This window comes from Chryseobacterium sp. 22458, assembly GCF_052044975.1.
Classification (GTDB): domain Bacteria; phylum Bacteroidota; class Bacteroidia; order Flavobacteriales; family Weeksellaceae; genus Chryseobacterium.
Window position 1 is genome coordinate 1,496,216 of sequence record NZ_JBQEOA010000001.1, and the last position, 25,424, is coordinate 1,521,639.

A 25,424-nucleotide genomic window follows, 5' to 3' on the forward strand; every position below is an offset into this window, starting at 1 on the left:
CAATAATTGAAAATTGTTTAATTTCCAACACATTATAAAACTTAGCATTCATAACTATTAAGAAAAAAATGGCTTAAAGTGATTAACACCAAATTTAATTATCATTAAAAAAATCACTTAAAAATGATTAATATTTAAATTCATTATATTCTTGTAAAACAGTTTTCAATATGATCATTCACCATGCCCGTAGCCTGCATATGAGCATAAACAACGGTAGATCCCATAAACTTAAATCCTCTCTTCTTCAAATCTTTGGAAATAGCATCGGAAATTTCTGTAGTGGCGGGAACATCAGCCAAAGATTCAGGAACCCTGTCAAGAGGTTTTCCGTCTAGAAATCCCCATATGTATTGGGAAAAGCTTCCAAATTCAGTCTGAACTTCCATGAATTTTTGGGCATTGGTAACGGCAGCCAGTATTTTAAGCCTGTTCCTGATGATACCCGGATCATTCATCAGTTCTTCTATTTTCTGATCAGAATAAGCAGCCATTTTATGATAATCAAAGTTGTCAAAAGCTTTTCTGAAGTTTTCTCTTTTAGACAGGATTGTATACCAACTCAGTCCGGCCTGAAAACTTTCCAGAATGAGAAATTCAAATATTGTTTTATCATCATATACAGGTCTTCCCCACTCTTCATCATGATATTTTCTGTACAGATCATCTTTTTCGCACCATCCGCAACGTATTTTTTCCATAATTATCAATTTTTACAGGATAAATTTAATACTGATTTAGAAAAGTATAACAAAAGATTATGAAAAGTTTAACAGAATCAACTGATTTTAGGAATGGTTATTGTTTATTTACGGTTACCAAACCAAATTTATACTATTATGAATAATTCAGATTACAACAAAGCGGAAAAAGCAGTGAATAATGTAGAAAATTCTTTACAGAATGCAACGGATAACTCCAAATGGAAAATCAATGAACTGGCAGACAAAGCCAAGGCTTATATTAATGAAAAACGTAATAACGATGAGGAAGCTAATCAGGAAGACTGGTTTGACAGGGTAAAAGCTAATGTATCTGATGCCTGGGAAGACATCAAAGATAAGGCAGATGAGGCTTGGGAAAAAACTAAGGATGCAGCGGAAGATGTAAAAGCAGAATGGAACAAGAAAACCAATTAAAATTTCAGTCATATAAATATTTTCAAGAAAATGGAGTCTTAAATTGATAAGGCTCCATTTTTTATTATGTCATAACCACAATTATTGCTACATTTGTATTATAATAAACATTAAAAAATTATGTCATACGGTTTACTTAAAGGCAAAAAGGGAATTATTTTTGGAGCCCTTAATGAACAATCTATCGCATGGAAAGTTGCTGAAAGATGCCATGAGGAAGGTGCTGAATTTATCTTATCTAATGCTCCTATTGCTTTGAGAATGGGAGAACTTAATGGTTTAGCAGAAAAAACAGGTTCTGAAGTGATAGGTGCTGATGCTACTTCTGTAGAAGATCTTGAAAAACTTTTTGATGCCGCTGTTGCAAAATTTGGAAAAATCGACTTTATCCTTCACTCTATCGGAATGTCTATCAATGTAAGAAAAGGAAAACACTATACAGAAATGAACTACGACTGGTTGGAGAAAGGCTGGGATATTTCCGCTGTTTCTTTCCATAAAGTAATGCGTGTAGCCTGGGAAAAAGACTGTATGAACGAATGGGGAAGTATTTTGGCACTTACTTATATTGCTGCTCAGAGAACATTCCCTGATTATAACGATATGTCTGATAATAAAGCTTATCTGGAAAGTATTGCAAGAACTTTCGGAAACTATTGGGGTGAAAGAAAAGTACGTGTAAATACGGTTTCTCAGTCTCCAACAATGACTACTGCGGGTAGCGGTGTGAAAGGTTTCGGAGGGTTCCTTGGATATGCTGAAGATATGTCTCCACTAGGTAATGCTACGGCTCTTGAATGTGCAGATTACTGTGTAACCTTATTCTCTGATCTGACGAAGAAAGTAACAATGCAGAACCTATTCCACGACGGAGGTTTCAGCAGCTCAGGAGTTACTCAGAAAGTAATCAGTAAATATGATGCTGAATAAAAATCATTCATAAAAAACAACGGACTGCAAAGTTTCGTTTAAAATAAATAGAAAACCCATGATCAGTTGTCATGGGTTTTTTGATTATTCCAGGCCTGAGAACTCGCCTTCCACATACCCTCCATTCACATACCTGGAAGTATCGTTGGTATGCCATGCATATACTCCTGCTACCATAACTCCCAGATCCTGAATATAATTATAAACCTCATTCTGCCAATCACCAAACGGAGGCAGATGGTTTTGCAAAGTCAAGAATTCTTTTAAATACTGATCATGAATTTCCAGCGCTTTCATATAAGCTTCCTGCAAAGATAATTGATCTTCGTGCTGTAAAACTTTTACCAGATTCATTGTATCACCCTGTCTATGAAGTTCTTTCGGTAATGAAATAAGATCATTGTGTATACCAATCATCAGAGAACAAAGCGTATAAATACGTCTGATGTGAGGATGATCAAAAATTCCGTCAGGCAGCTGACGATAGTCTTTCTGAAGAACCACATAATCACAATATGGCTGAACACCGCTTGTTGCTTCCCGGATCAGAAGATAAACAGGTAATGGTGGTATGCTATTGGTTCTGTAATACACTTTTTCTTCAGAATACCCCATCAGCACATCCTGTATTGATCTCACAAATCTTCTGTAAATACGTTCAGGAATATCACATTGTATGGCATCCTTCCGCAACACCCAGAATAAATGAAAAATACCGTTTTCAGCTGGTTCAACAGGATCTTCACCGGATAGCAATACCATGATCCGTTGCATGATGCCATACATTTCTTCCCTTGTACATCGATCAAAATAATCATCCATCATAGCTCCATTTGCGGTATAATTAGCCAAAGGTCTCAATTCTGCTATGGATTTCAGGAAAGGACAACCTCTTGCAGCAATATCAGTCAGGTGATGCCGTTTATGTTTTTCGCGAGCCTCTTTAGTATGAAAGGCATATTCTTTATCTATCCAATGATAATATTCTTCTCTCTGCAGCAACATATCAGGATGGGAAAAATCCGGAAATGGATACTGAGGTTTCGGAAGCTGCTGTAATCCGGCATAAAATTCTTTGTCTGTTATTGATAAATTCATGGTTTTCGGCTTGTTTATTAATATATTAAAATTATAAAAAAAATAAAACCAAAATACCAAATAATAATTAACTATAACAAAATTTAATAATAAATAAAATAATAATAATTAATTATGATTTAAATAAATAAAAATTTAATTGAAATATTTCTCAAATTCCATATGGAATTAAAATCGTATCGGCGGCCTCTTCGAGGCCGCCGATACTGTCAAAAATATATTAATATGAAATTACAGGATCACGGTCTGTATAGAATGCGCAGGAGCATTCAGCCTGGCAGCCATTCCTTCGATCCAGAGATTGGTTTCAATATCGTTGTCTGAATCATTCATGATCACTGTTACCAGCTGCCCGTTTTCATTCATAAATGCTGACGAGGTCAGAGCAGCTCTGTTGGAAGAACTTCCGATTCTCTGGGCATTGGGCTTGATGTACTTCGAAACATGGCCTATATAATAATACTCATAGGTGTAGAATACTTCTCCTGTCTTGGTATCAGCAATGATCGGAGCAAAGCAGAAGTTTCCTTTATGATTGGGGCCTCCGGTTTCATCCAGCAGGATATTCCAGTCTGTCCACAAGGCATTTCCTTTATTGAAATCGTTCAGCATATTCTTGCTGTAAAGCTCACCCAGGCTTACATCATAGATTTTATCCATTGCAAACTGTTCTTTGCAGCCTTCTGTAAATGCCAGGAATTTATCCGGGAAAGCTCTGTGTGTTTCTGCTAAATTGTCAAAAAGCTGGGTTTTATTGTTCCAGGTTTCATACCAGTGATATCCGATTCCGTGAGCATATTTTGATGTTTCAGGATCACCCAGTGTGGTAGTTGCCCTCTGATAAATAAGATCTCTGTTGTGATCCCAGATCATAACTTTCTTATCTTTATATCCGTTTTTCCAGAGAGTGGGTCCTAAATTGTTTTTCAGGAAATCGCCTTCTTCTTCAGCGGTATAGATACAGGATTCCCATGATTGCGTAGCCATAGGCTCATTTTGAACCGTTAATCCCCAGACATTGATTCCTCTTTTTTCGTATTCTCTGATGAATTTAATATAATAATCTGCCCAGGTCTGGTAATACTGGTTTTCCAGTCTTCCTCCTTTGTATAAGCTTTTATTGGATTTCATCCAGGCCGGTGGACTCCATGGAGAAAAATAAAAGGTAAAATTATTTCCGATTGCTTTCTGGGCTTCTTTGATCATCGGGATCTTATATTTCTCGTCATGAGCAACATTAAAAGTCTTCAGAGCCGTATCATTATCTTCCACATAAGTATAGGAATCACTGGAGAAATCACAGGAGTTCATATTGGTACGAACAACCGTATATCCCAATCCGTTTTTACCGAAATACGCATCCAGAATCTCTTTTTGCCTGTTCTTCGGCATTTTGTAAAACGTCTCTGCTGAAGCGTCTGTAATAGCACCTCCTATTCCTATCAGTTTCTGATATTTAAAATTGGGTGCTATAAAAATACAGGCCTCAGTTTCTTTCGGTTGTCCGAATTGTTCAAACTTAACCGCCCCTTTGTCAACCATCCTTTCTTCCGCCTTAGCATTGGTCAGGATTACTTTAGCTGTTTTACCTTCATGCTTTTTCCAATAATTCTGGGCATTGATATTCACTACAATACCCACTACAAAACAACTTACAATTAGTTTTCTCATGATTTTTTATTTTGGACGATTGCGTCCCCTATTCATTATTTATTTTGATAGACCCTAACGTAGTCTATATAATACTTCTGTGGAAAAACAGAATTGTCTATTCCTTCTTTTCCGCCCCAGAAACCACCGACTGCCAGATTTAAAATGATAAAGTACGGCTGATCAAAAGGCCAGGATTCATAGCTCTTCTCTTTATTTTCATAAGTAAAAAACTTCTTATCATCAATATAGACCTCTATTTTTTCAGGAGTCCAGTCTGCTTTATATACATGAAACTTTTCACTGGCATCTTTTACAAATAAAGTATCGGTTTTCTGTGTTCCCTGGATGTGGTTATATTTTTTGGTGTGAACCGAAGCATGAATATAGCCCTGGTTAAAGCCAACATGCTCCATAATATCCAGTTCTCCGTCATCCGGCCATTGCTTCATCTTTTCACTCATCATCCATATGGCAGGCCAGGTTCCCCGACCTTTGGGAAGTTTAGCCCTTACCTCAACTGTTCCGTACTGAAAAGAGAACTTTCCTTTGGTTAGAAGTCTTGCTGAAGTATATTTATTCTTTTCCCAATTTTCTTTTTTGGCTTCAATTACGAGATTTCCTTTTTCCATTCTGGCATTTTCAAGCCTGTTTTTGGTATAAAACTGAGCTTCTTCATTTCCAAAACCGCTTCCTCCGGTATCATAATTCCATTTTAATGAATCCGGAAGTCCTTTGCCGTTAAACTCATCATTCCAAATCAGTTTTCTGCCAGTATCCGGCTTATGAGAAGCACAATTGAGGGTAGAAAGAAAGAATATTCCTCTTACACAGATATTTATTATATTTCTGAATTTGATTTTCATGTATAGTAAGTTTTGGCTAAAGCCGTTCTTTTTATATTTTCATAAGTGGGATAAAGCCTACTCCTATTGAATTGAATTCAATTTATTTTGTCCAGGTGATTCTTTTGGTCTGAATATGTTGAGAATCGGTTCCGACCATAATATCGAATTCTCCGCTTTCCCAGTCAAAATTCAAATCATAATCAAAGAATTTCAGGTCTTCAGGTGTTAATCTAAAATCTACCTTTTTACTGTCTCCTTTTTTGATGAATATTTTCTGGAACCCTTTCAACTCTTTTACGGGTCTTACCACTTTTCCGAAAAGATCCCTGATATAAAGCTGAACCACTTCTTCCCCATCATATTTTCCGGTATTGGAAACGGTAACACTGATGTTCAGAGTCTGATTTCCTGTAAGGTTTGTGGAATTCAAAACCATATCAGAATATTTAAAATCTGTATAGCTTAAGCCATATCCAAACGGATATTTCGGATCATTATTGAGGTCAATATAGGCTGAAACATAGTTTCTGTCCGTATTGTTTTTTGCCGGTCTTCCTGTGTTGTAATGATTGTAATAGATCGGGATCTGCCCTTCGGTTCTTGGGAAGCTCATCGGAAGTTTTCCTCCGGGATTTACCGTTCCGAAAAGAACATCTGCAATAGAATTTCCAGCCTCCGTTCCCAGCCACCACGTATACATAATAGCAGGAATATTATCTGCAGCCCAATTGAAGATCAGAGGTCTTCCCGCATTGATCATCAAAACGATCGGCTTTCCTGTTTTTGCAATTTCTTTCAACAGGTCTTCCTGCACTCCGGAAAAACCGATATTGCTTCTGCTTTTCGCTTCACCGCTCATGGCGTGGCCTTCCCCTAATGTCATAATGATAACATCCGCTTTTTTTGCTGTTTCCACGGCTTCTGCAAACATGGTCTTATCCTGGTCATCTACGTTACAACCTTTTGCATAGAGTAAAGTGGAGTTTTTATCAAGCTGGCCTTTAATCCCGTCAAACTGTGAAACAATTCTTTGGTTATCATCTTTGAAGGCAATAGACCAGAACCCATGATTAGCCACAGTTTCTTTCCCGAAAGGTCCTATCAGAGCAATAGTTTTCATTGTTTTTGAAAGTGGAAGAATATTTCCCTGATTTTTCAGAAGAACAATACTTTTAGAACCAAATTCTCTTCCGAACTTTCTGTTTTCCTTATTATTGGTCTGCTCTTTTTGCCTTTTCTCATTGCTGAATCTGTAAGGATCGTCAAAAAGTCCCATTTCGAACTTCTTGGTCAAAATTCTTCCTGCTGCATCATTTACCAATCTGGCATCAACTTTTCCTTCTTTCACCAGTTTTGGAAGTTCAGCCATATAAACACGGCTTTCCATATCCATATCGCTTCCGCCAAAAACAGCTTTTTCAGCAGCTTCAGCAGCATCTTTTGCATATCCGTGAGGGATCATTTCCCCAATGCTGCCCCAATCTGAAACAACAAAGCCTTTATAATTCCATTTTCCTTTCAGCAGATCTCTCTGAATATATGAATTGGCCGTTGCCGGAATGCCATTAATATCATTAAAAGAGTTCATAAAAGTAGCCACGCCTGCTTCTGCAGCAGCTTTGAAAGGAGGAAGATAGGTTTCATTCAACTGCCTGAGGCTCATATCTACCGAGTTGTAATCTCTTCCGCCCACAGCCGCACCATACGCTGCAAAATGCTTTGCACACGCCATTACGGCATCAAGGCCTCCCAGACCTGCTCCCTGGAATCCTTTAATTCTGGCTAAACCTATTTTCGTTCCCAGATAAGTATCTTCTCCGGAACCTTCCATCACTCTTCCCCATCTCGGATCCCGGGCAATATCTACCATAGGAGCAAAAGTCCAGTGAATCCCATAAGCAGATGCTTCGGTAGCAGCAATTCTTTCCGATTTTTCTATTAATCCCAGATCCCAGCTTGCGGCCTGCCCCAGATTTACAGGAAAAGTAGTACGATAGCCATGAATTACATCCTGACCGAACAGCAGAGGAATTTTCAGTCTGGACTGCATGGCCAGTTTCTGAAAAGCCCTGGTTTCTTCCGAACCGGCCACATTCAGCATAGAACCCACCTTTCCTTTTTTGATCTCTTCCAAAACGGCTGCCGAATTGGAGTGCTGGGGGCCTGTGGCATATTCAAATCCGCTGTACTGAACCATTTGCCCTATTTTTTCTTCCAGGGTCATTTTAGAAAGCAGTTCTGCTACTTTCTGATCTACTGTTTTCTGTCCGCAGACATTCATTCCCAATGTTGAAAATGCCAATAAGAAGTACACTCTTTTCATAATGTCGATTAAAAAATATAAGTAGCTGCCGAACGCCCGGGAATTGCTACTGCAGCCGTTTTCCCGGCAAATTTAATATTAAAATTCTCATCAGCCTGATGATCATTCTGAACAATTAAGATTATTTTCCCAGATTGAGTCATAAATGCAGCCGATGACAGATGATCTGTCTGTGTTGAAGCGATTCTTTGAGAACCTGCCGGAACAAATTTGGACGCATGAGCAATGATGTAATAAGATATATTTCTGGTGAAATGCTCACTATCAGAAACCGTGATAGCTCCTTTACATTCCGTGCAGCCTCCGTCGGTATGGGGCCTGTATTGAGGATCATTGGCAAGGTTCCATTCCAGAGCAGTTTTGCTCCAGTTTCTCATGGATCCGATAATGACATTCTTCACATGCCAGTTCAGATCCTCACCAAAAGTTCCTTTCGAGCCTGTCCATTGCTCTGTAAAATAGAGATTCTTATCAGGAAAAGCATTGTGAACAGTGCTTAATGCTGAAATATCTCCTTCATACAGATGGAAAGCAGAACCGTCAATATATGGATAGGCTTCAGGATCTTTCAGAATATCAATAGCATATTCGGGTTTGTTGCAATTATGATCGTAGACCACAATTTTTGTTTTGATATGATTGGCTTTAAAAGCGGGACCTAAATGATTTTTTATAAATTCACCCTGTTTTTCTGACGGCATATACAAGCTTGGATTATTTCCCGGATGTAACGGTTCGTTCTGAGGAGTAACGGCATCAATGGTAATGCCTTCTTTTTTCATGCCCTGAATGTATTTTACAAAGTAATTGGCATAGGTAGTATAGAATTCAGGTTTTAAACTTCCTCCTTTTGATTTTCCATTATCTTTCATCCAGACCGGTGGAGACCATGGTGCTGCAATGATTTTAATGTCCGGATTAATTTTTAAAATTTCTTTTAACATAGCAATCAGGGCTTTATCCTTTTCCAGACTAAACTTTGAAAGAGCAGGATCCGACTGACCTTCAGGCAGATCATTATATGAGAATACTTCTCCATCTAGATCTGATGCTCCTATGCTTACTCTTAAATAACTGATGGAAATGGAGTTTTTATCAGCTCCAAAAAGTTCTTGAAGCAAAGCTTTTCTCTTTGAAGGAGATAAACGATTGATTACCTCAACACTTCCGCCCGTCAATGTATATCCGAAACCGTCAACATATTGAAATTTTTGAGTAGCATCAATTTCAATATTCTGAAAGTTGTTGGAAGCAGGTACAAATCTGACCGGATCCTGAAGCTGCAATTTTACGCTTTCATCTCCTTTGGTAAGCCAATACTGAACTTCATTTCCTTTGTTTTGAGCCACTGAGCTGCATGATAAAGGAAAAAGTACCACACCGCATAGCAGTGCAGTACCTTTAAAGAAACTATATAAGTTGTGAAACTCCATATTTAATATCCCGGATTTTGATGCATAATTGTATTGGGCAGCTCATTAAACGGAATTGGCAAAATTTCATTTTTACCGGCTTTAAATCCTTTGAATGCGAGTTTTGCAGGCGCATCTCCCCATCTTACGAGGTCAAACCAACGGTGTCCTTCACCAGCCAGCTCTCTTCTTCTTTCATCTTTAATGGCCTGAAGGGAAACAGGAACTGATGGCAAGCCTACTCTGGCCCGTACTGCATCCAAAAGGGCCTGTGCTCTTCCTCCTGCGCCTCCCAACGCCTCAGCTTCCATCAGATAGGTATCTGCCAATCTTATGGCAACATAATTCTGTCTGAAATTCAGTTCTGTAGCTCCGGGAAGCGAACTTCTAAGGTCATTCGTAGGTAAATACTTTTTCAGGAAATATCCGGTATCTGCAAATGCCGGGCTGTAAGTGATTTTCCCTTCATTCACGAGCTTTTTCGCATCAAAAACCGTTACGTTCAATCTAGGGTCGGTTCCCATAAAAGTAACAAAGTTTTCTGTTACTGTATTGAATGCCCAGGCTGAATAGATATCCGGAGCATCATTACCCGGAATATCTGTCCGGGAATAAGAACGGGGTCCTACCATTGCATTGATAGAGTTTCCTTCATCTTTCCCCTGTCCCCAGAATCCCCAGTCAGAATTTCCTTTATTGGTATGCATTACTTCAAGGATAGATTCTGTAGAAAATTTATAGGGATCTGAAATTTCCGGTCCTACCTTAAATAAGTCGGCATAGTTGGCAACAAGTTTATATCCGAACTGGCTGGTTCCACCGGGTGTACCGTTCACTTCAGCCAACTGAGCTGCTGCTTCGGGCATCTTTTTATCGTAAAGATAGATTTTCCCCAATATTGCTTTGGCTGTTCCCTGGGTAATCCTTCCCCTGTCATTGCCAGTTGCTGTCATCATCAGGTCCGGTATTGCAGCGACAATATCATTTTCTATCTGGGTGTAAACCTCACTTGGTTTTGCCTGTGGTATATTCCAGTAGTCATCGTCATATTTTATTGTTTTGAGGATCAGCGGAATGTTTCCAAACATTCTTACAAGTTCAAAATAGTACAGCGAACGCAGCACTTTTGCTTCAGCAATGTATCTTTTTTTAATATTTTCATTCATAGAAGCACCCGGAACTCTTTCAATCACAAGAGTAGCACGGGCAATCCCCTGATAGTAATCTCTCCAATAGCTGGCTGGCATTGTATTGGGATTGATCGCATAATTATTGATTCCCTGAATACCTGCTCCGTCATTGGAATTTCCGCCTCCTGAATAAAAATCATCAGATCCTGCATTAAAGAAAGTCACCGTATTCTCGAAACCTCCCGAATATTTCCTTAAAACATCATAGACGGAAACCAATGCACTAAATGATTGCGTTTCATTCTGAAAATACTCTTCCGTTTTAAAAGCTCCTGAATTTTCTACTTCATCCAGATAGGAACCACTACAGGCAATGTTGCCTAAACTTAACCCTGCCAGCAATGTTACAGCAAGTCCTTTATATATAAATCTCTTATTTTTCATGTTATTTACGTATTAAAATTGAATATTGGCTCCAAGCATGAAAGTTCTGGCCTGTGGATAGTAAGCTCTGTCAACTCCAATGATGTCCTGCTCAGAATTGTTTCTTCCTGCAATTTCCGGGTCATACCCTGTATATTTTGTGAATGTCAGAAGGTTTTCTCCGGTGATGTAGAGTCGTACTTTATTCATTCCAAAGCGGCTGGTAACGTCCTTAGGAAGTGTATATCCCAACTGAACGATTTTCAGGCGCACATAATCTCCTTTCTGAAGATAATAGTTTGACATCCATGAATAATTATGGTTGGGGTCATTTCGGGTCACTCTCGGATTATCGTTGGTAGACCCCTCTCCTGTCCAGCGATCAAGGATTCTTGTCTGATAATTGGCATCGGGAAGGTCTAATCTTCTCAGCCCCTGGAATATTTTGTTACCTGCCTGCCCCTGCGCAAACATCATAAAGTCAAAATCTTTGTACGTTAAATTAACCGTAAGTCCGAAAGTATATTTTGGAATAGAACTTCCCAAGTTCACTTTATCATTCTCATCAATTTTACCGTCTCCGTTGTTGTCCTGCCAGATGAAATCACCTGGTCTTGCATCCGGTAATAATTTTTCTCCATTAGAATTTACATAGCTATCAACCTGTGCCTGGTTCTGGAAAACACCGCTATAGGTCTGGCCATAGAATGATCCGTAAGGCTGCCCTACCTGCACTCTGGATACAGGCCCCATCGTCTGGAAGGAAGCAAGATTGAAATAATCGATATCATCCTCTAAGCGCAGTACTTTGTTTTTGATCGTAGCAAAGTTTGCATTTACTGATAAGGTGAAATCTTCCCAGTTCTTTTTGTATCCCAGCTCAAGTTCCAGTCCTGAATTCTGCATATCTCCTACGTTTGACCATGGTAAATTAGGAACTCCCACATACCCCGGAATATTGATTTGTCTCAGGATATCGGTTGTTTTCTTCTTATACCAGTCTGCGGTAAACGTGAAATTGTTGAACAATTTAAAATCTGCCGCAATATTCAGCTGGCTGGTCTGTTCCCATTTCAGGTGTGGATTGGCAAGCGTACTTGGTGCATATCCGATGATGATATTATTTCCTGAATTGGTGTAATTACTTCCTGAAACCATAAAATTGGCAAATCTGAAGTTTTCCATTTCATCATTTCCCAGCACTCCGTAACCTCCTCTCAGTTTCATGCTGTTGAGCACTTTATTTTCCGGCCAGAAATTCTCTTTATGCACATTCCATCCTAAAGACATAGACGGGAAGGTTCCCCAATGCTGATTGGTTGCAAATTTTGAAGAACCATCCCTACGGATTGTTCCTGTAAATAAATACTTATCTGCATAATCGTAAATAATCCTTCCAAAGTAAGAGGCTTTACGGGTCTGGATCCCGTCCCATCCTTTTGCAGTAATATTATCCTGAGAAATATCAAAATTAAAGGAAGCATCCTGCCAGTTTTCTATAGGCAGATTACTATACGTTAAGCTTGTTCCTCCTGATACATTATAACGGTATACGCCCTGACCTACCAGAATATTAAAATTGTGATCGCCGATTTTGTTCTGATAGGTTAAAGTGTTTTCCATACTCCACTCAAATTTATTTTCATCCACCTTGTTCAGGCTGTTGAAATTTGTATTGCTGTAGTTGGGACTTAAATAATATTTTGGAGTAAAGGTGCGGCTTCCCCAATATGACTTCTTCCCATTCAGACTGGTTTTGAAAGTGAAATGATCAAGGAACTTAAGCTCTGCAAATATGTTTCCTACAAAATCATCTGACCAGCTGTAATTCCCTTGCTGGATAGAACGGAAAGCCCGTGGATTCGTCATTTCATTATTTACATACCTTGAAATTCCATAAGGGTTGCCATTGGGATCACGGATAATATAGGGATTTGTATAGCCGCTCGGATCTACCTGTGACCAGTTGGTTACCACTTCCGGGGTAATAGGATCCAGATTGACAGCAGAGGCCAGCGGTCCCCCGAATTCTTCATTGGCACTTACTCCCTGGGATTTTGTATGGGTATAAGCAAAAGTCTGCCCTAATGTCAGGTAATCCGTTACCTTATGACTGGAGTTGAATCTGCCGTTTATTCTTTTGTAATAAGAAATATCGCTCATGACAATCCCCGACTGATCAAAATATCCGAATGAGGTATAATAACTTGACTTATCATTTCCTCCGGTGATGCTTACCTCATGAGAAGTTTTTTCTCCCGTTCCGAAAATAGTATCCTGCCAGTTGGTTCCTTTTCCGAAGGAATCGGGATTGGCAAATCTTGGTGCGCCTCCGTCATTCACAAAACCTTCATTAATAATTCTGGCATATTGGCTGGCATCCAGAAGATCCAGTTTTTTGGCAGCATTGGAAAAACCATAGAATCCGTTATAGGAAAGGGTGAGTTTTCCTTTTTTACCTTTTTTTGTTGTTACCAGGATCACCCCTTTGGCTGCAGAAACTCCATAGATGGCAGAGGATGCACCGTCTTTCAGTACTTCAATACTTTCTATATCAGACTGATTCAGCCATCCGATGTTATCCACTACGATACCATCTACCACCCATAAAGGGCTGTTACTTCCCGCCCCGAAGCTGGTAATCCCCCGTACCCTTACCGTGGCAGCCGCACCAGGCTGTCCGGAATTGGTAACTACAGAAACCCCTGCAGCTCTTCCCTGTAATACCTGTTCGGGTTTACCGGCCGGAATATTTTCTATATCACTGGCCTTAATACTGGCAATAGCTCCGGTTACATTACTTTTTTTCTGAGTACCATAACCGATTACTACGATTTCGTCTATTTTATTTTCCCTGGAAAGCGTGTCCTTCTTCTGGGTCTGGGCACTGAAGCTGGCCGTAAAATAGAGGACGGCAACCGCTCCTAAGCTTCTTGATATTCTTACATTCATATACAGTTATTGTTTAATTCTCAAATTGAGACAATAAAAATATATTTTTTTTCAATTAATTAACATTTCATTCACAAATATTTTAAATTTTCTTTTATTTCTGAGGGTTAAAAGCTATATCTTCGCATCAATAATTCATAAAAACCTATAAATATTCAATCAAGTTAATCCCCAAAAATGACTGTCAGGCTTTCAAAAATTTCTCTTCCGCTCAAATTGACCTTTCTTATTTTTTCCATGGTCTTAAACTGTATGGGACTTATCATTCTGCAGCTTGCAGATGCTAATATCACCTACGGAGAACTTGGCTTGCTGGAATCATTCAAAGACCTTCCTATTGCTTTTATTTCTCTTTTTGCAGTAAGTTTCATCAACAAAACCGGAGCTAAAAAAGCTTTGATCTTAGCCCTGGCCATTGTTGGATTCTGTTCCTGCCTTCTGCCGTTTGTTGAGGTTTTCTGGTTCTACAAACTGTGGTTTGCCATTATCGGGGCATGTTTTGCCATTGGAAAAATCTGTGTTTTCGGGATCATCAGGAATAATATTTCGGATGAAAAGTCATTGGCAAAGACCATGAACAGTGTGGAGGCTTCTTTTATGATCGGGATCTTTGTGGTGAATACCGGATTTGGGTGGCTGATCTCCAGCCCGTATTCCGAATTCTGGAAGTTTGGTTTTTTACTGATTGCCGTTTTATCTGCCATCACCATTTTCCTTCTTTCAAAAGCCAATATTTCAGAGGCCCAGCCTTTGGAAAATAAAAATATATTTTCCGAGCTTTCAGGATTTACCACTCCGGCCGTAGCATTATTTCTGGGAGTGATCTTCTGTATTGTATTTGTAGAACAGGGATTCAATTCATGGTTGCCTTCTTTCTATAAAAACCATCTGAAGGTGAATTCATTTTTTGCCCTTCAGGCCACTTCTTTCCTGTCGTTGTTTTCGTATGCAGGAAGAACGGTAACGGCCAACATCATCAGAAGGTTTTCACTTCCCGGATATTATATTACTTGTATGATTTTCATTATCCTTTTGCTGATAACCATTGTAGGTCTACAGTATTTTGATTCTGAAGATTCAAGGCTTATTCTTTTTTTATTTCCGGTGATAGGTTTATTCCTTTCACCGCTCTACCCTGTTATCAACTCCAGGATGATTGCACAGGTTGATAAAGAAAAGGTTAATCTTTTCACTTCACTTATTGTTATTTTTTCGTCTCTGGGCAGTTCTGTAAGCTCCATTATCATGGCTGTACTGTTCGGAAAACAAATGCTAAACTTTTATCCGCTGTATATTTTATCATGTGTTATTCTACTTTTTGTGATTAGTTTAGCGTATTTTAATTTTGCAAAAAGAAAAATTTAGAAAATAGTTTTATTTTTACTGCCATGAAAATCAAAGACACAAAAAGCAAAGAAACACTTCGGGAACTTATTGACACCAAAGATTTCGTAGCCCATATTTCGGTAGACTGCACCATATTCGGCTTTCATAATAATATTCTGAAAGTACTGCTTCTCAAGTATCATGATCTGGATCTATGGTCACTTCCCGGTGGTTTTGTTTTCAATGATGAAGACCTTCGTGAAGCTGCAGCAAGGGTTTTGTATGAAAGAACGCATCTTAAAGATTTATTCTTAAAACAGTTTCATACCTTCGGAAGAATAGACCGTACGGAAAACAATGTACACCAGATCCTTCTGAAAAACAAAGGAATAGAGGTTCCGGAAGATCACTGGATCTTTCAGAGATTCATCACGGTAGGATATTGCAGTCTTATTGATTTTTCCATAGCTGATACTTTTCCGGATGCTTTCAACGAAAGTTGTGAATGGTTTGAAGTGAATAAACTGCCTAAAATGGCATTTGACCACGACAGAATTATAGAAACCGGTCTGGAATATCTGCGGATGAATATCAATACGGAAGTTGCAGCCAGTAATCTGCTCCCGGAAAAGTTTACGATGAAAGACCTTCAGGCTCTTTACGAAACCATTTTAGGACAGAAATTCAGGAGAAATAACTTCCAGAGAAAAATCTTAAGCTTAAATATTCTCGACAGGCTGGAGAAGCTTTACGACGGTTCTGCCAACAAAGCGCCTTACCTGTACAAATTCAAAACTAAGGTTCACAACGCTGTCAACCAGTACCCGATCTCCAATGATGAGGAGGTTTAAAATACGGATTTTCTTCTTTAAACAGGAAAACCATGTATTATCTATTTGAAAACCAGGATTAAGATAAGTTTTCAAAAAAATTTTCCAGACACCACGAAAAATGTTATTTTTAACAAAATCAAAAAATCATGTCATATTATCCTCTTACAAGCATCCCTGATTATTATGGAATTGATGCTTTACTTACTGAAGAACACAAACTGATCCGCCAATCTGTAAGAGACTGGGTGGAAAGTTTTGTAATGCCGCAGATTGATCAGGCAGCTCAAAATCATACAGATCTTCCTGGCCTTATGAGAGAATTAGGGAAAATCGGGGCTTTAGGACCTTATATTCCTGTTGAATACGGAGGTTCAGGATTAGACCAGATTTCTTACGGTCTTATCATGCAGGAGTTGGAAAGAGGAGATTCTGCAGTACGTTCTGCCGCTTCAGTACAGAGCTCTCTGGTCATGTTCCCGATTAATGAGTTTGGATCTGAAGAACAGAAAAAGAAATATCTTCCTAAACTTGCTGCAGGAGAAATGATAGGATCTTTTGGATTGACTGAGCCTAACCATGGTTCTGATCCCGGGTCTATGGAAACTTATTTTAAAGATATGGGTGATCATTATCTTTTGAATGGGGCTAAAATGTGGATCACCAACTCTCCTCTCTGTGATATTGCAGTAATATGGGCAAAGAATGAAGAAGGAAAAGTACAGGGACTTATCGTTGAAAGAGGAATGGAAGGATTCACAACTCCGGAAACCCACAATAAATGGAGTCTAAGAGCTTCCAAAACCGGAGAACTGGTGTTCAATGACGTAAAAGTGCCTAAAGAAAACCTTCTTCCGGGAGTTACAGGATTAAAAGGACCTCTTTCCTGTCTGAATTCTGCCAGATATGGAATTTCATGGGGAGTCATTGGTGCTGCTATCGACTGTTACTGTACAGCTGTTCAGTATTCTAAAGAAAGAAAGCAGTTTGGAAAACCCATCGGTTCTTACCAGCTTCAACAAAAAAAATTAGCTGAATTCTTAACGGAGATCACAAAAGCTCAGTTATTATGCCTTCAGTTAGGAAACCTTAAGAATGATCATAAAGCAACTCCTGCACAAATCTCAATGGCTAAGCGTAACAACGTAAAAATGGCTATTGACATTGCAAGAGAATCAAGACAGATTCTTGGAGGTATGGGAATTATGGGTGAATTCCCGATGATGAGACACGCTGCCAACCTGGAGTCTGTGATTACGTACGAAGGAACTCACGATGTTCACTTACTGATCACCGGTTTAGATATTACAGGTATCAACGCTTTCTAAGAAAAGAAAAATATAGAATCAAGAGTCTGGTCTTCGGATCAGACTCTTTTATTTTACTCACTTTCCAGAGAATTTATATTCAATGAATAATTATTAACGTCATAATGTTTTTGTGAATTTAATAAAGTTATTACCTTGACGTTATTAAAAATTCACTATATGAAGAAAATCACAACTTTTTTAATAGGACTTACAGCTCCGTTCTATTTTGCCCAGCAGGCTGGAGATCTTGTAAGCGCCGAACAGAAACTGGATTTGACCCCGCAGGGAGTTGTCAATTTCATTGCCAATAATCTGGGTGAGCAGAACGCACCGGATTTTGTAAGCTATCTCAATAGTTTCAACGTTGGGTTGAAAGGTTATAAGATAACGTACTACACCAAAAACGAAAAGAATGTTCTTGTAAAAGCTACCGGACTTTTGATGTATCCCAACGTAGGATTTAAACTGTCTACCATTGTCTCTGACCACGGAACTACAGACAGCAGGCATAATGTTCCTTCCAATTTCAAAGGAGCCCTTACTGCCGGATTTGTTGTGGAGCTTTCTTACGTGCTGAATGGTTATATTTTAATGGCCCCTGACTATGTAGGGATGGGTACTGGAGAAGGAATTCACCCTTATGTAGACTATGCAACAGAAGCCGGAGCCACTATAGATTTCATCACGGCTGCCAATAAGGCTTTGGCACAGCTGAATGTAAAACGTTATGATGAATACTTTCTGGCAGGCTATTCTCAAGGGGCTCATGCCGCTATGTCTACGCTGAAAAGATTAAGTGTTTCCAACCCGGATAATATAAAATTCAAATATGCCTATATGGGTGACGGCCCTTATGATATGTCGGAAACTACTTTAAAGAAAGGAGTATTAGAAAAGGATATTTATCCGTTCAGCTCATTTCTGGCCAATGTTCTTCACAGCTGCAATAATACAGGGTATCAAACCTATACTAATGACATTTCAGAAGTAATTTCTGCCGAGTATCTGGATCGATACAACTATCATGTAGTGCAGGACAATGGTGGTCTGCTTTGGGGACCTGTGATCTGGAGAAAGCTATTCACGACTAATTTTGTGAATGATGTCACCAATAACCCCAACCATACATTCAGACAATGCCTGAAGCCTAAAGATGTCTACGACTGGTACAACAAAACTCCTATGACCCTTGGGCATTCCACTGTAGATCTGGCCATTCCGCCTGAAAATACCTCTAAAACGATTGACGTTCAGCGGGGATACTATCCGTGGTGGGATCTGAACAAATATAAGCTGGATTCTTTTTATTGGGGACCTATAGGCCATGTAGGCGGGATTGTCCCTTTTACCCTGGCTTCCAATGCCAAGTTTAATACTTTAAGGAGTGGCGGACTGCTCAATCAGTGGGCTATAGCAGGTTCTCTCTTTGGGAAGCAGGCAACAGCAACTCCAACAGAAGAACCAACCTTATCCTCTTCTCAGATCAAACCGGACCTTGGGAATATGCAGCTGCTTGAGATCACTGATTTTAATAAAGAAAAAGCAGTAAACAGATCAGCAGGTGAACGCAGCTTATCTTCTTTGAATGACGGAGTTTATCTTTTGAAAGTATTGGAAAACAATGAAAATAAAATGATTCCGTACATCAAAGCAACACCCAAAGAGATTGCAGAAAACGAAATCGTACAGTCTGAGAATAATGCGGTTTTAAAGTTAAAAACTAACCAGGATGAACTTTCTGCAGTATATATTTTTGATGAAGATAAAAACCTTGTTAAAACCGTTTCGAAAGAGCAGTACAGACAAACAGGAGGTATCAGTTTACAGGATCTGGAGAATAAGAACTATACTTTTGAAGTAGCAACCCCATTCTATAATCTCCAGTTCACGAAAGCAATATCAGGTCAGATGCCGGAAAACAATACGGATATTTTTACCCAGAACAGACAGATTAAAGTGAAAGCGAATACCGATATTAAAAAGATCAGCATTTACAGCATTTCTGGTGCTCTGGTAATTCAACAGGAAGTCAATAAACCTGTATTTGAATCATCAAGCCTTGAATCTGGGGTGTATGTAGTACAGTTGAATCTTGTCAACGGAAAAAATATTCATAAAAAAGTAAAATTATAAAGTCAGAACACTATTTCATTTTCTATAATATCATTTCAAGTTAATTTTTGGGCACTTCAGCAATGAAGTGCTTTTTTAGAATACATGAATAATTTTATTATAATATCATTTAAAATAACTCTAAAAAAAATAAAACTGAATAAATAGATAGAAACAACATTATATAAACATCATATATATTTATTTAAAAGACAATTATGGGGTAAAATTTAAATTTTCGTAAGAATATTTTCATCAATTCTGTAAATGATTTATATCAATTATTTTAAATTATTCTAAATAAAATTAGTAAACTTATGTTAGGCATCCTACTTTTGCCGAAAGAATAATGCCAGATGGTCCACAATGACTCCCTTTCCTCTCTGAGGTTTCAGATTTTAATTTTTCTCTTTCTTTTTACAGCGATAACGATTTCTTCCCAGGAACTTACATTAAAGGTTACTTTTGAGGTGAAAGACAGCGCTTTACAATCGGTGAAAGGTGCTGAAATCAAAATTTCATCAGAGCAAGACAGGTATGCTATATCCAGCAATGATAAAGGAATTGCGGTCATTTATATAGCGCCTGGAAAATATAAGGTAGAAAGTGACAGTAATGATCATTCAGGATATTCAAACCTCCTGTCCATAACAAAGGAGGAGACATTTACACTCATTCTTACCAACAGAATACATACAATTGAGGAGGTTGTCATTACCGCCAAAGAAGGAAAAGGGCTTACCTCTTCATCTATTATTAACCAGCGGGCCATGCAGCACCTGCAGCCTTCAAGTTTCTCAGATCTTTTGGAATTGCTTCCCGGAGGGAGGTCAGGTGACCCGGTTCTGAATCAGATGAACAAAATAAGCCTTCGTGAAACCGGAAGAGCCGGAAGTGATTATAATACTTCTTCCATGGGAACGACCTTCCTTGTTGACGGAGCTCCACTGAATTCCGGGGCCAACCTTCAATATACCTACGATTTTACGGATAAAACCAACAACGGACTGAAAAGAAGACTTAATCTGGCCAGCGGCGTAGATATGCGAAGCATTTCAACAGATCAGATCGAAAATGTGGAAATTCTCCGTGGAATACCTTCTGTAAGATATGGAAACCTGACTTCAGGAATTGTAAAAATCACCAATAAGTCAGGCTATACAAAATGGAAAGCCAGATTCAAGGCAGATGGTTATTCCAAACTTTTTGCCGTCAATAAAGGTTTTGAAAACAAAGATCAGGATCTGAAAATAAACACCGGTATAGATTATCTGGACGCCAAAGCTGACCCAAGAGACAGGTTTGAAAATTATAAAAGAATCACTGCCAATTTTGCTGTTGTAAAAGAAAAAAAACACAACCATGGAACCTCAAAATGGCAGACCAATCTGAGTTATACGGGCTCTCTGGATGGCTCGAAATCTGATCCTGACATTGATCTTTCTGAACTGAATTCTTATGAGGTGAATAATCATCTTGTAAGTCTGTCTAATCTTTTTACCTATACGAAAGACAAACCATCTTTTTATCGGGCAACAGAAATACAGGCAACAATTAATCAGAGGTTTGATCAGATAAAACAGACTAAATTCATTCAGCTGGAGAATGCAACAGCTTTTCCTTTATCGCAGACTGAAGGAGAATTTGACGGCTACTATCCTGAGCCCCGGTATATTTCCAACTACCTGGTAGATGGAAAACCTCTGGATGTATTTTTTACCATACTCAATAAATTTCAGCTGGATTTTAAATCGGTTAAAAATGAAATCAATGCAGGATTCGACTGGCAATTGAGTAAAAACTGGGGTAAAGGACAGGAATTTGACACCTATAAACCCATAGACCCAAAGGCAACTTTCAGACCCCGTGCCTACCGTGACGTCCCGGCCTATATCACCTCTGCTCTATTTCTGGAATCGATCAGCAGCATGAATGCCGGAAACCACAAGTTCACTCTTGCGCTGGGGGTAAGAGGAAATTCAATGATGAACCTGCCTTCACATTTTAAAATGAAAGGAAAAATCTATGCAGACCCCAGAGTCAATTTTCAATGGGAACTTCCATCGTTTGACTGGATGAATAAAAAGACTCAGATGGCCCTGACCCTGGGATATGGTAAACAGAGTCTGTTTCCGGATCTTAACCTGCTCTATCCGGAACTTATTTATAAAGACATTCAGCAGCTGAATTACTTCCATACCAATCCAAATTACAGAAGAATCAATTACAAAACCCTGATTTACAACCCTCAAAATCCGGAAATAGAACCTGCTGTCAATGAAAAATTTGAAGCAAGGATTGATTTGGGTATCGGAGCCCATCAGCTGTCTGTGACCGTCTTTAAGGAAAATATGCACAATGCCTTCCGCTCTATGAATCAATATGCCGGTTATCAGTACAAAAAATATGATCCCTCCGGACTGAATCATGATGCCATCACTTCCCCGCCGGACATCAATACACTTCCCTACCAGACTTTAAATGAAAATTTCCTGTATACAACACAACGAAATGGAAGTAAAGTAGATAAAGAAGGGGTGGAATTCCAATACTCTTCCAACAGGATTCCAGTAATCAATACAAGATTTACCCTGAACGGAGCCTGGTTCCGGACAAAATATGGCAACAGCATGCCTGTCTACAGAGGGCGGGATCTGCTGATTGGCGGAAAGCCTTATCCTTATCTCGGATTGTATGAAGGTATGGAACCTAGCTCTGTTAATGAAGTTCTGAATACGAATCTGATGATGGATACTTATATTCCGAAACTGGATCTTGTTTTTTCTTCCTCTTTTCAGTTTTCATGGTATTCTATGCGAAAAATGCTCCGTATGAACGGGATTCCAAGTCATTATGTGGATCAGAATGGCAATATCTTCCCTTTCCATCCTGAAGCAGCGCAGGGAAGCATTCTTGAAAGCCTGATCATTGCTCAGAATCAGGATCTGTATAATGCCGTCAGAAGACCCATGGAAATGAATCTTAACCTGAAAGTAACCAAAAGCTTCAGGAATAAAGCCATTGTGGTCTCCATGTTTGCAAGCAGGCTTTTCAGCTATTATGCACCTTACAGAATCAACGGAATTACGATCAACAGAAAAGGAGCCTATGATCCTTATTTCGGAATGGAGATCAACTTTAATTTATAAACAATTTCAATTCAATCAACTTATGCTAAAACATGTATTAAGAACACTACTCGTAGTGTGTGCTTTCATCGGTATTACGTCATGCTCTTCGGATTCCAACGAAACGCCGGAAGCTCAAACCTTATTAAAAATGGAGTTCAAAGTAGTTCCGGACAATATTCAGGTCAAGGAATATAAGAAACTGACTCTGAGTTTCAAAGAACTTAACTCCGGGTTTACAATAACCAAGGAGCTTTCAAACACCAATACCTTACAGGTCAGTCTTCCTTCCGGAACCTATCAGATGATTGCAGAAGGAAACATTGTTTATTCAGACCCATCCGGATCTATAGAAGCGAAAGTAGCCGGAGTACAAAACGGAGTGGTGATCAACGGCAATGAGATCAACAAAACGATAGAACTTTCTCTGAAAGCAGGAAACAGCAGCGATCTTATTCTGGAAGAAATTTTCTTCACCGGAACAAGAACACCTCAGGGAGCCATGTATTTCGGGGATCAGTATTTTAAAATTACCAATAATACAGACAAGACTTTATATGCAGACGGAATGCTGCTGATACAGTCAAGCTTTATGACCAATGAAAAACAGGATTACAGCCCAAACATCATGGGAACTACGCTGTCAGCCGGAGCAATCATCAGAATCCCGGGGACCGGAAACACCTACCCTGTAAAGCCGGGTGAATCTATTATTATCGCTGAAGACGCCATCAATCACAAAGATTTCAACCCTTCATCTGTTAATCTTTCTACCGCTAACTTCCAGATTTTCAAAGAAAACTCTGATGACATCGACAATCCTGCTGTTCCGAAAATGATCAATGTTTCCGACAAAATGGTAATTCATAACCAGGGATATTATGCTTACGCTCTGGCACGTATGCCACAAGGAATGACTAATGAGGCACTGGTGGCTCAGAATTCATACACCTATACTTACAACCTTAGTTTCGGGGGAGATATTTATCCTATGGACGGAACCGCTGTTAAAATCCCAAATGAATGGATTACAGACGTCGTAAATTTAAGTGTACAGGACTCTTTCCAATGGCTGGTAACTTCACCTTCGCTGGATATGGGCTGGACTTCCGTTACTTCATTTGACGGAGATAAAAACCGTTTCGGAAAATCTGTACGCAGAAAGATCATTGGTAAAACAATGGAAGGTAAAAATATTCTTAAAGATACCAACAATTCTACGGCAGATTTTGATCATGGTGTAAAACCTTCATTATTCAACTAAAATGAAATATTTTCTTTCCATACCCATCCTGTTTACAGTATTATCCGGCACCTTTATTCAGGCTCAGACCAATGATTCCATCAAAGGAAAAATACCTGAAGAATACAGTGTTGAAAGGTTACTTAAAAACAGTATCACGATAAATCCTGCCAGCCAGATGAACGCCAGGAAATACAATATCACCACTTTCCGTCTTTTTACAGAAAATTCTGATACTCCCAACCAGTTAAAGCAAAATGGAAAAGGAGTCAATCTATGGGGGGCGGAAGCCCGCACCTCACAGGCTCTTGATGATAAAACTACGGTTTGGGGTAATGCTTCTTATTCACAGGGAAAAAACAAGCAGGTGGTATGGAACGAGAATACAGATTATGACCTTATTTACCCTTATGTAGCAGCCGACAGTGTAGGTGGTGATATGAAATTTGAAAGATATAGTTTCTCAGGAGGCTATTCTAAAAAGATCAGTTCGTATACCATAGGCATTGCCGGAAGCTACAGAGCCACATTGGGCTATAGAGATACTGATCCACGGCCAAAGAATACAACTGCAGACTTTTCACTGGCCCTTGGTGCCAGTAAACTCATGTTTCAGAAATTCAGACTGGGCGCCTATCTGGAGGCTGAAAAATACACTCAGAAGCATTATCTGAGCTTTGTAAGCAACCAGGGCTATCCTCTGATCTATAATATGAGCGGACTTGGAAATTATAATGAGCTTCTTTCCGGAAAACTTCGACAGGCCTACTATGAAGGCTGGTCATATGGGGGTGGGATACAAATCTTTGAGGCAGACAACAGAAACTGGTATCTGAATCTGGGGTTAAAAAAAATGAACATGGATAAGCTTCTGACAGAATATTCGGATCTTAATGCATCCAGCGTTGAAGAACAACAGCTCAACGTGTCATTAGGAAGATTTTTTGATACCGGGAAAATCGTATGGGGAATTATCGCTGACGGTAACAGTACGGAAAGAAAAGGAACTGAAAATCTTTTTCTGAATGAAAATTCAAGAAACTACGTTCAGATAGGCAGTGTGGAAAAATACAACCATAAGATCCATCATCTTATTTTCAAAGGACTTTTACAGATGGGCAATGATAATGCCAAGTCTTCCTTTCTTCCTTTTTTCGGGTGGGCTCAGGAAAAGGAAAGATACAGCAGTCCCCTATCAAGAATAGAATTAAGTAAGATAGCGTATGGACTGGATTATCAGTGGTTAAAAACTTTTAAATCAAACCAGATGCTCTCCGTCTTATTAGGTCTTTCCACAACCCATGTTTATCATACAGATACTGTTTTCAACAATTCCGGAAAACCTGCCATCTATGAAATGCTTCAGGACAATTATGCTTTTCAGGCTTCGGGTTTCTGGCAGGCTAAACTTGATATTCATTTTCATTTCAGTGTTCCTGTTGTGAAGAATATTTTTGTGGGAGGCAAAATGATGTACAGCCATTTTAAACACGACAGCAATTCTCAATGGGCGGTCAGTATAGGAAGTATTTTTTAAATTTATTATCATGAAATTTTCAGATGTTAAATT

At 39.1% G+C, this 25,424-nt stretch carries 17 protein-coding genes; 9 read left to right on the top strand and 8 right to left on the bottom strand.

Annotated features, from left to right (window positions below; translation table 11 throughout):
* Positions 1-143: 143 nt before the first annotated feature.
* Complete coding sequence (locus ACTJJF_RS06655) at positions 144-701, bottom strand: DNA-3-methyladenine glycosylase I (protein WP_440699114.1); 558 nt, start codon at positions 699-701, stop codon at positions 144-146.
* A gap of 138 nt (positions 702-839) precedes the next feature.
* Here ACTJJF_RS06655 and ACTJJF_RS06660 point away from each other — a divergent pair, with 138 nt between their 5' ends.
* Entirely contained in the window at positions 840-1,139 is a 300-nt protein-coding gene (locus ACTJJF_RS06660) for a hypothetical protein (RefSeq protein WP_440699115.1), read from the top strand.
* 120 nt (positions 1,140-1,259) lie between these two features.
* Positions 1,260-2,069, top strand: a complete 810-nt coding sequence (locus tag ACTJJF_RS06665; RefSeq protein ID WP_312301496.1) for an enoyl-ACP reductase FabI — start codon at positions 1,260-1,262, stop codon at positions 2,067-2,069.
* Positions 2,070-2,153: 84 nt separating this feature from the next.
* On the opposite strand, the gene ACTJJF_RS06670 is transcribed toward ACTJJF_RS06665, so the two are convergent.
* From ACTJJF_RS06670 to ACTJJF_RS06700, 7 genes are all read right to left on the bottom strand, one after another.
* Positions 2,154-3,167: a terpene synthase family protein gene (locus ACTJJF_RS06670; RefSeq protein WP_440699116.1), complete on the bottom strand. Its 1,014-nt coding sequence runs from the start codon at positions 3,165-3,167 to the stop codon at positions 2,154-2,156.
* A 231-nt stretch (positions 3,168-3,398) separates the two neighbouring features.
* Entirely contained in the window at positions 3,399-4,838 is a 1,440-nt protein-coding gene (locus ACTJJF_RS06675) for a glycoside hydrolase family 30 protein (RefSeq protein ID WP_440699117.1), read from the bottom strand.
* A gap of 35 nt (positions 4,839-4,873) precedes the next feature.
* Positions 4,874-5,683: a glycoside hydrolase family 16 protein gene (locus ACTJJF_RS06680; RefSeq protein ID WP_440699118.1), complete on the bottom strand. Its 810-nt coding sequence runs from the start codon at positions 5,681-5,683 to the stop codon at positions 4,874-4,876.
* An 82-nt stretch (positions 5,684-5,765) separates the two neighbouring features.
* A complete protein-coding gene (gene bglX, locus ACTJJF_RS06685; protein ID WP_440699119.1) occupies positions 5,766-7,988 on the bottom strand; it encodes a beta-glucosidase BglX in 2,223 nt (740 codons plus the stop codon).
* Between the two features lie 8 nt (positions 7,989-7,996).
* The gene (locus ACTJJF_RS06690) at positions 7,997-9,421 is read right to left on the bottom strand and encodes a glycoside hydrolase family 30 protein (RefSeq protein WP_440699120.1); all 1,425 of its coding nucleotides are present in this window, start codon (positions 9,419-9,421) and stop codon (positions 7,997-7,999) included.
* 2 nt (positions 9,422-9,423) lie between these two features.
* On the bottom strand, positions 9,424-10,974 hold the full coding sequence (locus ACTJJF_RS06695; protein WP_440699121.1) for a RagB/SusD family nutrient uptake outer membrane protein: 1,551 nt from the start codon (positions 10,972-10,974) through the stop codon (positions 9,424-9,426).
* Between the two features lie 12 nt (positions 10,975-10,986).
* Positions 10,987-13,905, bottom strand: coding sequence for a SusC/RagA family TonB-linked outer membrane protein (locus ACTJJF_RS06700; protein ID WP_440699122.1), 2,919 nt, complete (start codon positions 13,903-13,905; stop codon positions 10,987-10,989).
* Between the two features lie 177 nt (positions 13,906-14,082).
* On the opposite strand from ACTJJF_RS06700, the gene ACTJJF_RS06705 reads away from it, so the two are divergent.
* From ACTJJF_RS06705 to ACTJJF_RS06735, 7 genes are all read left to right on the top strand, one after another.
* A complete protein-coding gene (locus tag ACTJJF_RS06705) occupies positions 14,083-15,270 on the top strand; it encodes an MFS transporter (protein WP_440699123.1) in 1,188 nt (395 codons plus the stop codon).
* 23 nt (positions 15,271-15,293) lie between these two features.
* Positions 15,294-16,082 carry an NUDIX hydrolase gene (locus ACTJJF_RS06710; RefSeq protein ID WP_065397572.1) on the top strand — a complete coding sequence of 263 codons (789 nt, stop codon included), beginning with the start codon at positions 15,294-15,296 and terminating at the stop codon, positions 16,080-16,082.
* A 128-nt stretch (positions 16,083-16,210) separates the two neighbouring features.
* Positions 16,211-17,389 carry an acyl-CoA dehydrogenase family protein gene (locus ACTJJF_RS06715; protein WP_312301466.1) on the top strand — a complete coding sequence of 393 codons (1,179 nt, stop codon included), beginning with the start codon at positions 16,211-16,213 and terminating at the stop codon, positions 17,387-17,389.
* Positions 17,390-17,548: 159 nt separating this feature from the next.
* Positions 17,549-19,504, top strand: coding sequence for a T9SS type A sorting domain-containing protein (locus ACTJJF_RS06720; protein ID WP_440699124.1), 1,956 nt, complete (start codon positions 17,549-17,551; stop codon positions 19,502-19,504).
* A 335-nt stretch (positions 19,505-19,839) separates the two neighbouring features.
* A complete protein-coding gene (locus ACTJJF_RS06725) occupies positions 19,840-22,632 on the top strand; it encodes a TonB-dependent receptor plug domain-containing protein (RefSeq protein ID WP_440699125.1) in 2,793 nt (930 codons plus the stop codon).
* A 22-nt stretch (positions 22,633-22,654) separates the two neighbouring features.
* A complete protein-coding gene (locus ACTJJF_RS06730; protein ID WP_440699126.1) occupies positions 22,655-23,875 on the top strand; it encodes a DUF4876 domain-containing protein in 1,221 nt (406 codons plus the stop codon).
* 1 nt (position 23,876) lies between these two features.
* Complete coding sequence (locus ACTJJF_RS06735; RefSeq protein WP_440699127.1) at positions 23,877-25,391, top strand: DUF6850 family outer membrane beta-barrel protein; 1,515 nt, start codon at positions 23,877-23,879, stop codon at positions 25,389-25,391.
* Positions 25,392-25,424: the final 33 nt, after the last annotated feature.

Excerpts from the sequence above, each read along its gene's own strand:
- ACTJJF_RS06665 (WP_312301496.1), top strand. The coding sequence starts at position 1,260 with ATGTCATACGGTTTACTTAAAGGCAAAAAGGGAATTATTTTTGGAGCC.
- ACTJJF_RS06735 (WP_440699127.1), top strand. The coding sequence starts at position 23,877 with ATGAAATATTTTCTTTCCATACCCATCCTGTTTACAGTATTATCCGGC.
- ACTJJF_RS06730 (WP_440699126.1), top strand. The coding sequence starts at position 22,655 with ATGCTAAAACATGTATTAAGAACACTACTCGTAGTGTGTGCTTTCATC.
- ACTJJF_RS06715 (WP_312301466.1), top strand. The coding sequence starts at position 16,211 with ATGTCATATTATCCTCTTACAAGCATCCCTGATTATTATGGAATTGAT.
- bglX (WP_440699119.1), bottom strand. The coding sequence starts at position 7,988 with ATGAAAAGAGTGTACTTCTTATTGGCATTTTCAACATTGGGAATGAAT.
- ACTJJF_RS06675 (WP_440699117.1), bottom strand. The coding sequence starts at position 4,838 with ATGAGAAAACTAATTGTAAGTTGTTTTGTAGTGGGTATTGTAGTGAAT.
- ACTJJF_RS06725 (WP_440699125.1), top strand. The coding sequence starts at position 19,840 with ATGGTCCACAATGACTCCCTTTCCTCTCTGAGGTTTCAGATTTTAATT.
- ACTJJF_RS06710 (WP_065397572.1), top strand. The coding sequence starts at position 15,294 with ATGAAAATCAAAGACACAAAAAGCAAAGAAACACTTCGGGAACTTATT.
- ACTJJF_RS06695 (WP_440699121.1), bottom strand. The coding sequence starts at position 10,974 with ATGAAAAATAAGAGATTTATATATAAAGGACTTGCTGTAACATTGCTG.
- ACTJJF_RS06705 (WP_440699123.1), top strand. The coding sequence starts at position 14,083 with ATGACTGTCAGGCTTTCAAAAATTTCTCTTCCGCTCAAATTGACCTTT.
- ACTJJF_RS06690 (WP_440699120.1), bottom strand. The coding sequence starts at position 9,421 with ATGGAGTTTCACAACTTATATAGTTTCTTTAAAGGTACTGCACTGCTA.
- ACTJJF_RS06700 (WP_440699122.1), bottom strand. The coding sequence starts at position 13,905 with ATGAATGTAAGAATATCAAGAAGCTTAGGAGCGGTTGCCGTCCTCTAT.
- ACTJJF_RS06660 (WP_440699115.1), top strand. The coding sequence starts at position 840 with ATGAATAATTCAGATTACAACAAAGCGGAAAAAGCAGTGAATAATGTA.
- ACTJJF_RS06655 (WP_440699114.1), bottom strand. The coding sequence starts at position 701 with ATGGAAAAAATACGTTGCGGATGGTGCGAAAAAGATGATCTGTACAGA.
- ACTJJF_RS06720 (WP_440699124.1), top strand. The coding sequence starts at position 17,549 with ATGAAGAAAATCACAACTTTTTTAATAGGACTTACAGCTCCGTTCTAT.
- ACTJJF_RS06680 (WP_440699118.1), bottom strand. The coding sequence starts at position 5,683 with ATGAAAATCAAATTCAGAAATATAATAAATATCTGTGTAAGAGGAATA.
- ACTJJF_RS06670 (WP_440699116.1), bottom strand. The coding sequence starts at position 3,167 with ATGAATTTATCAATAACAGACAAAGAATTTTATGCCGGATTACAGCAG.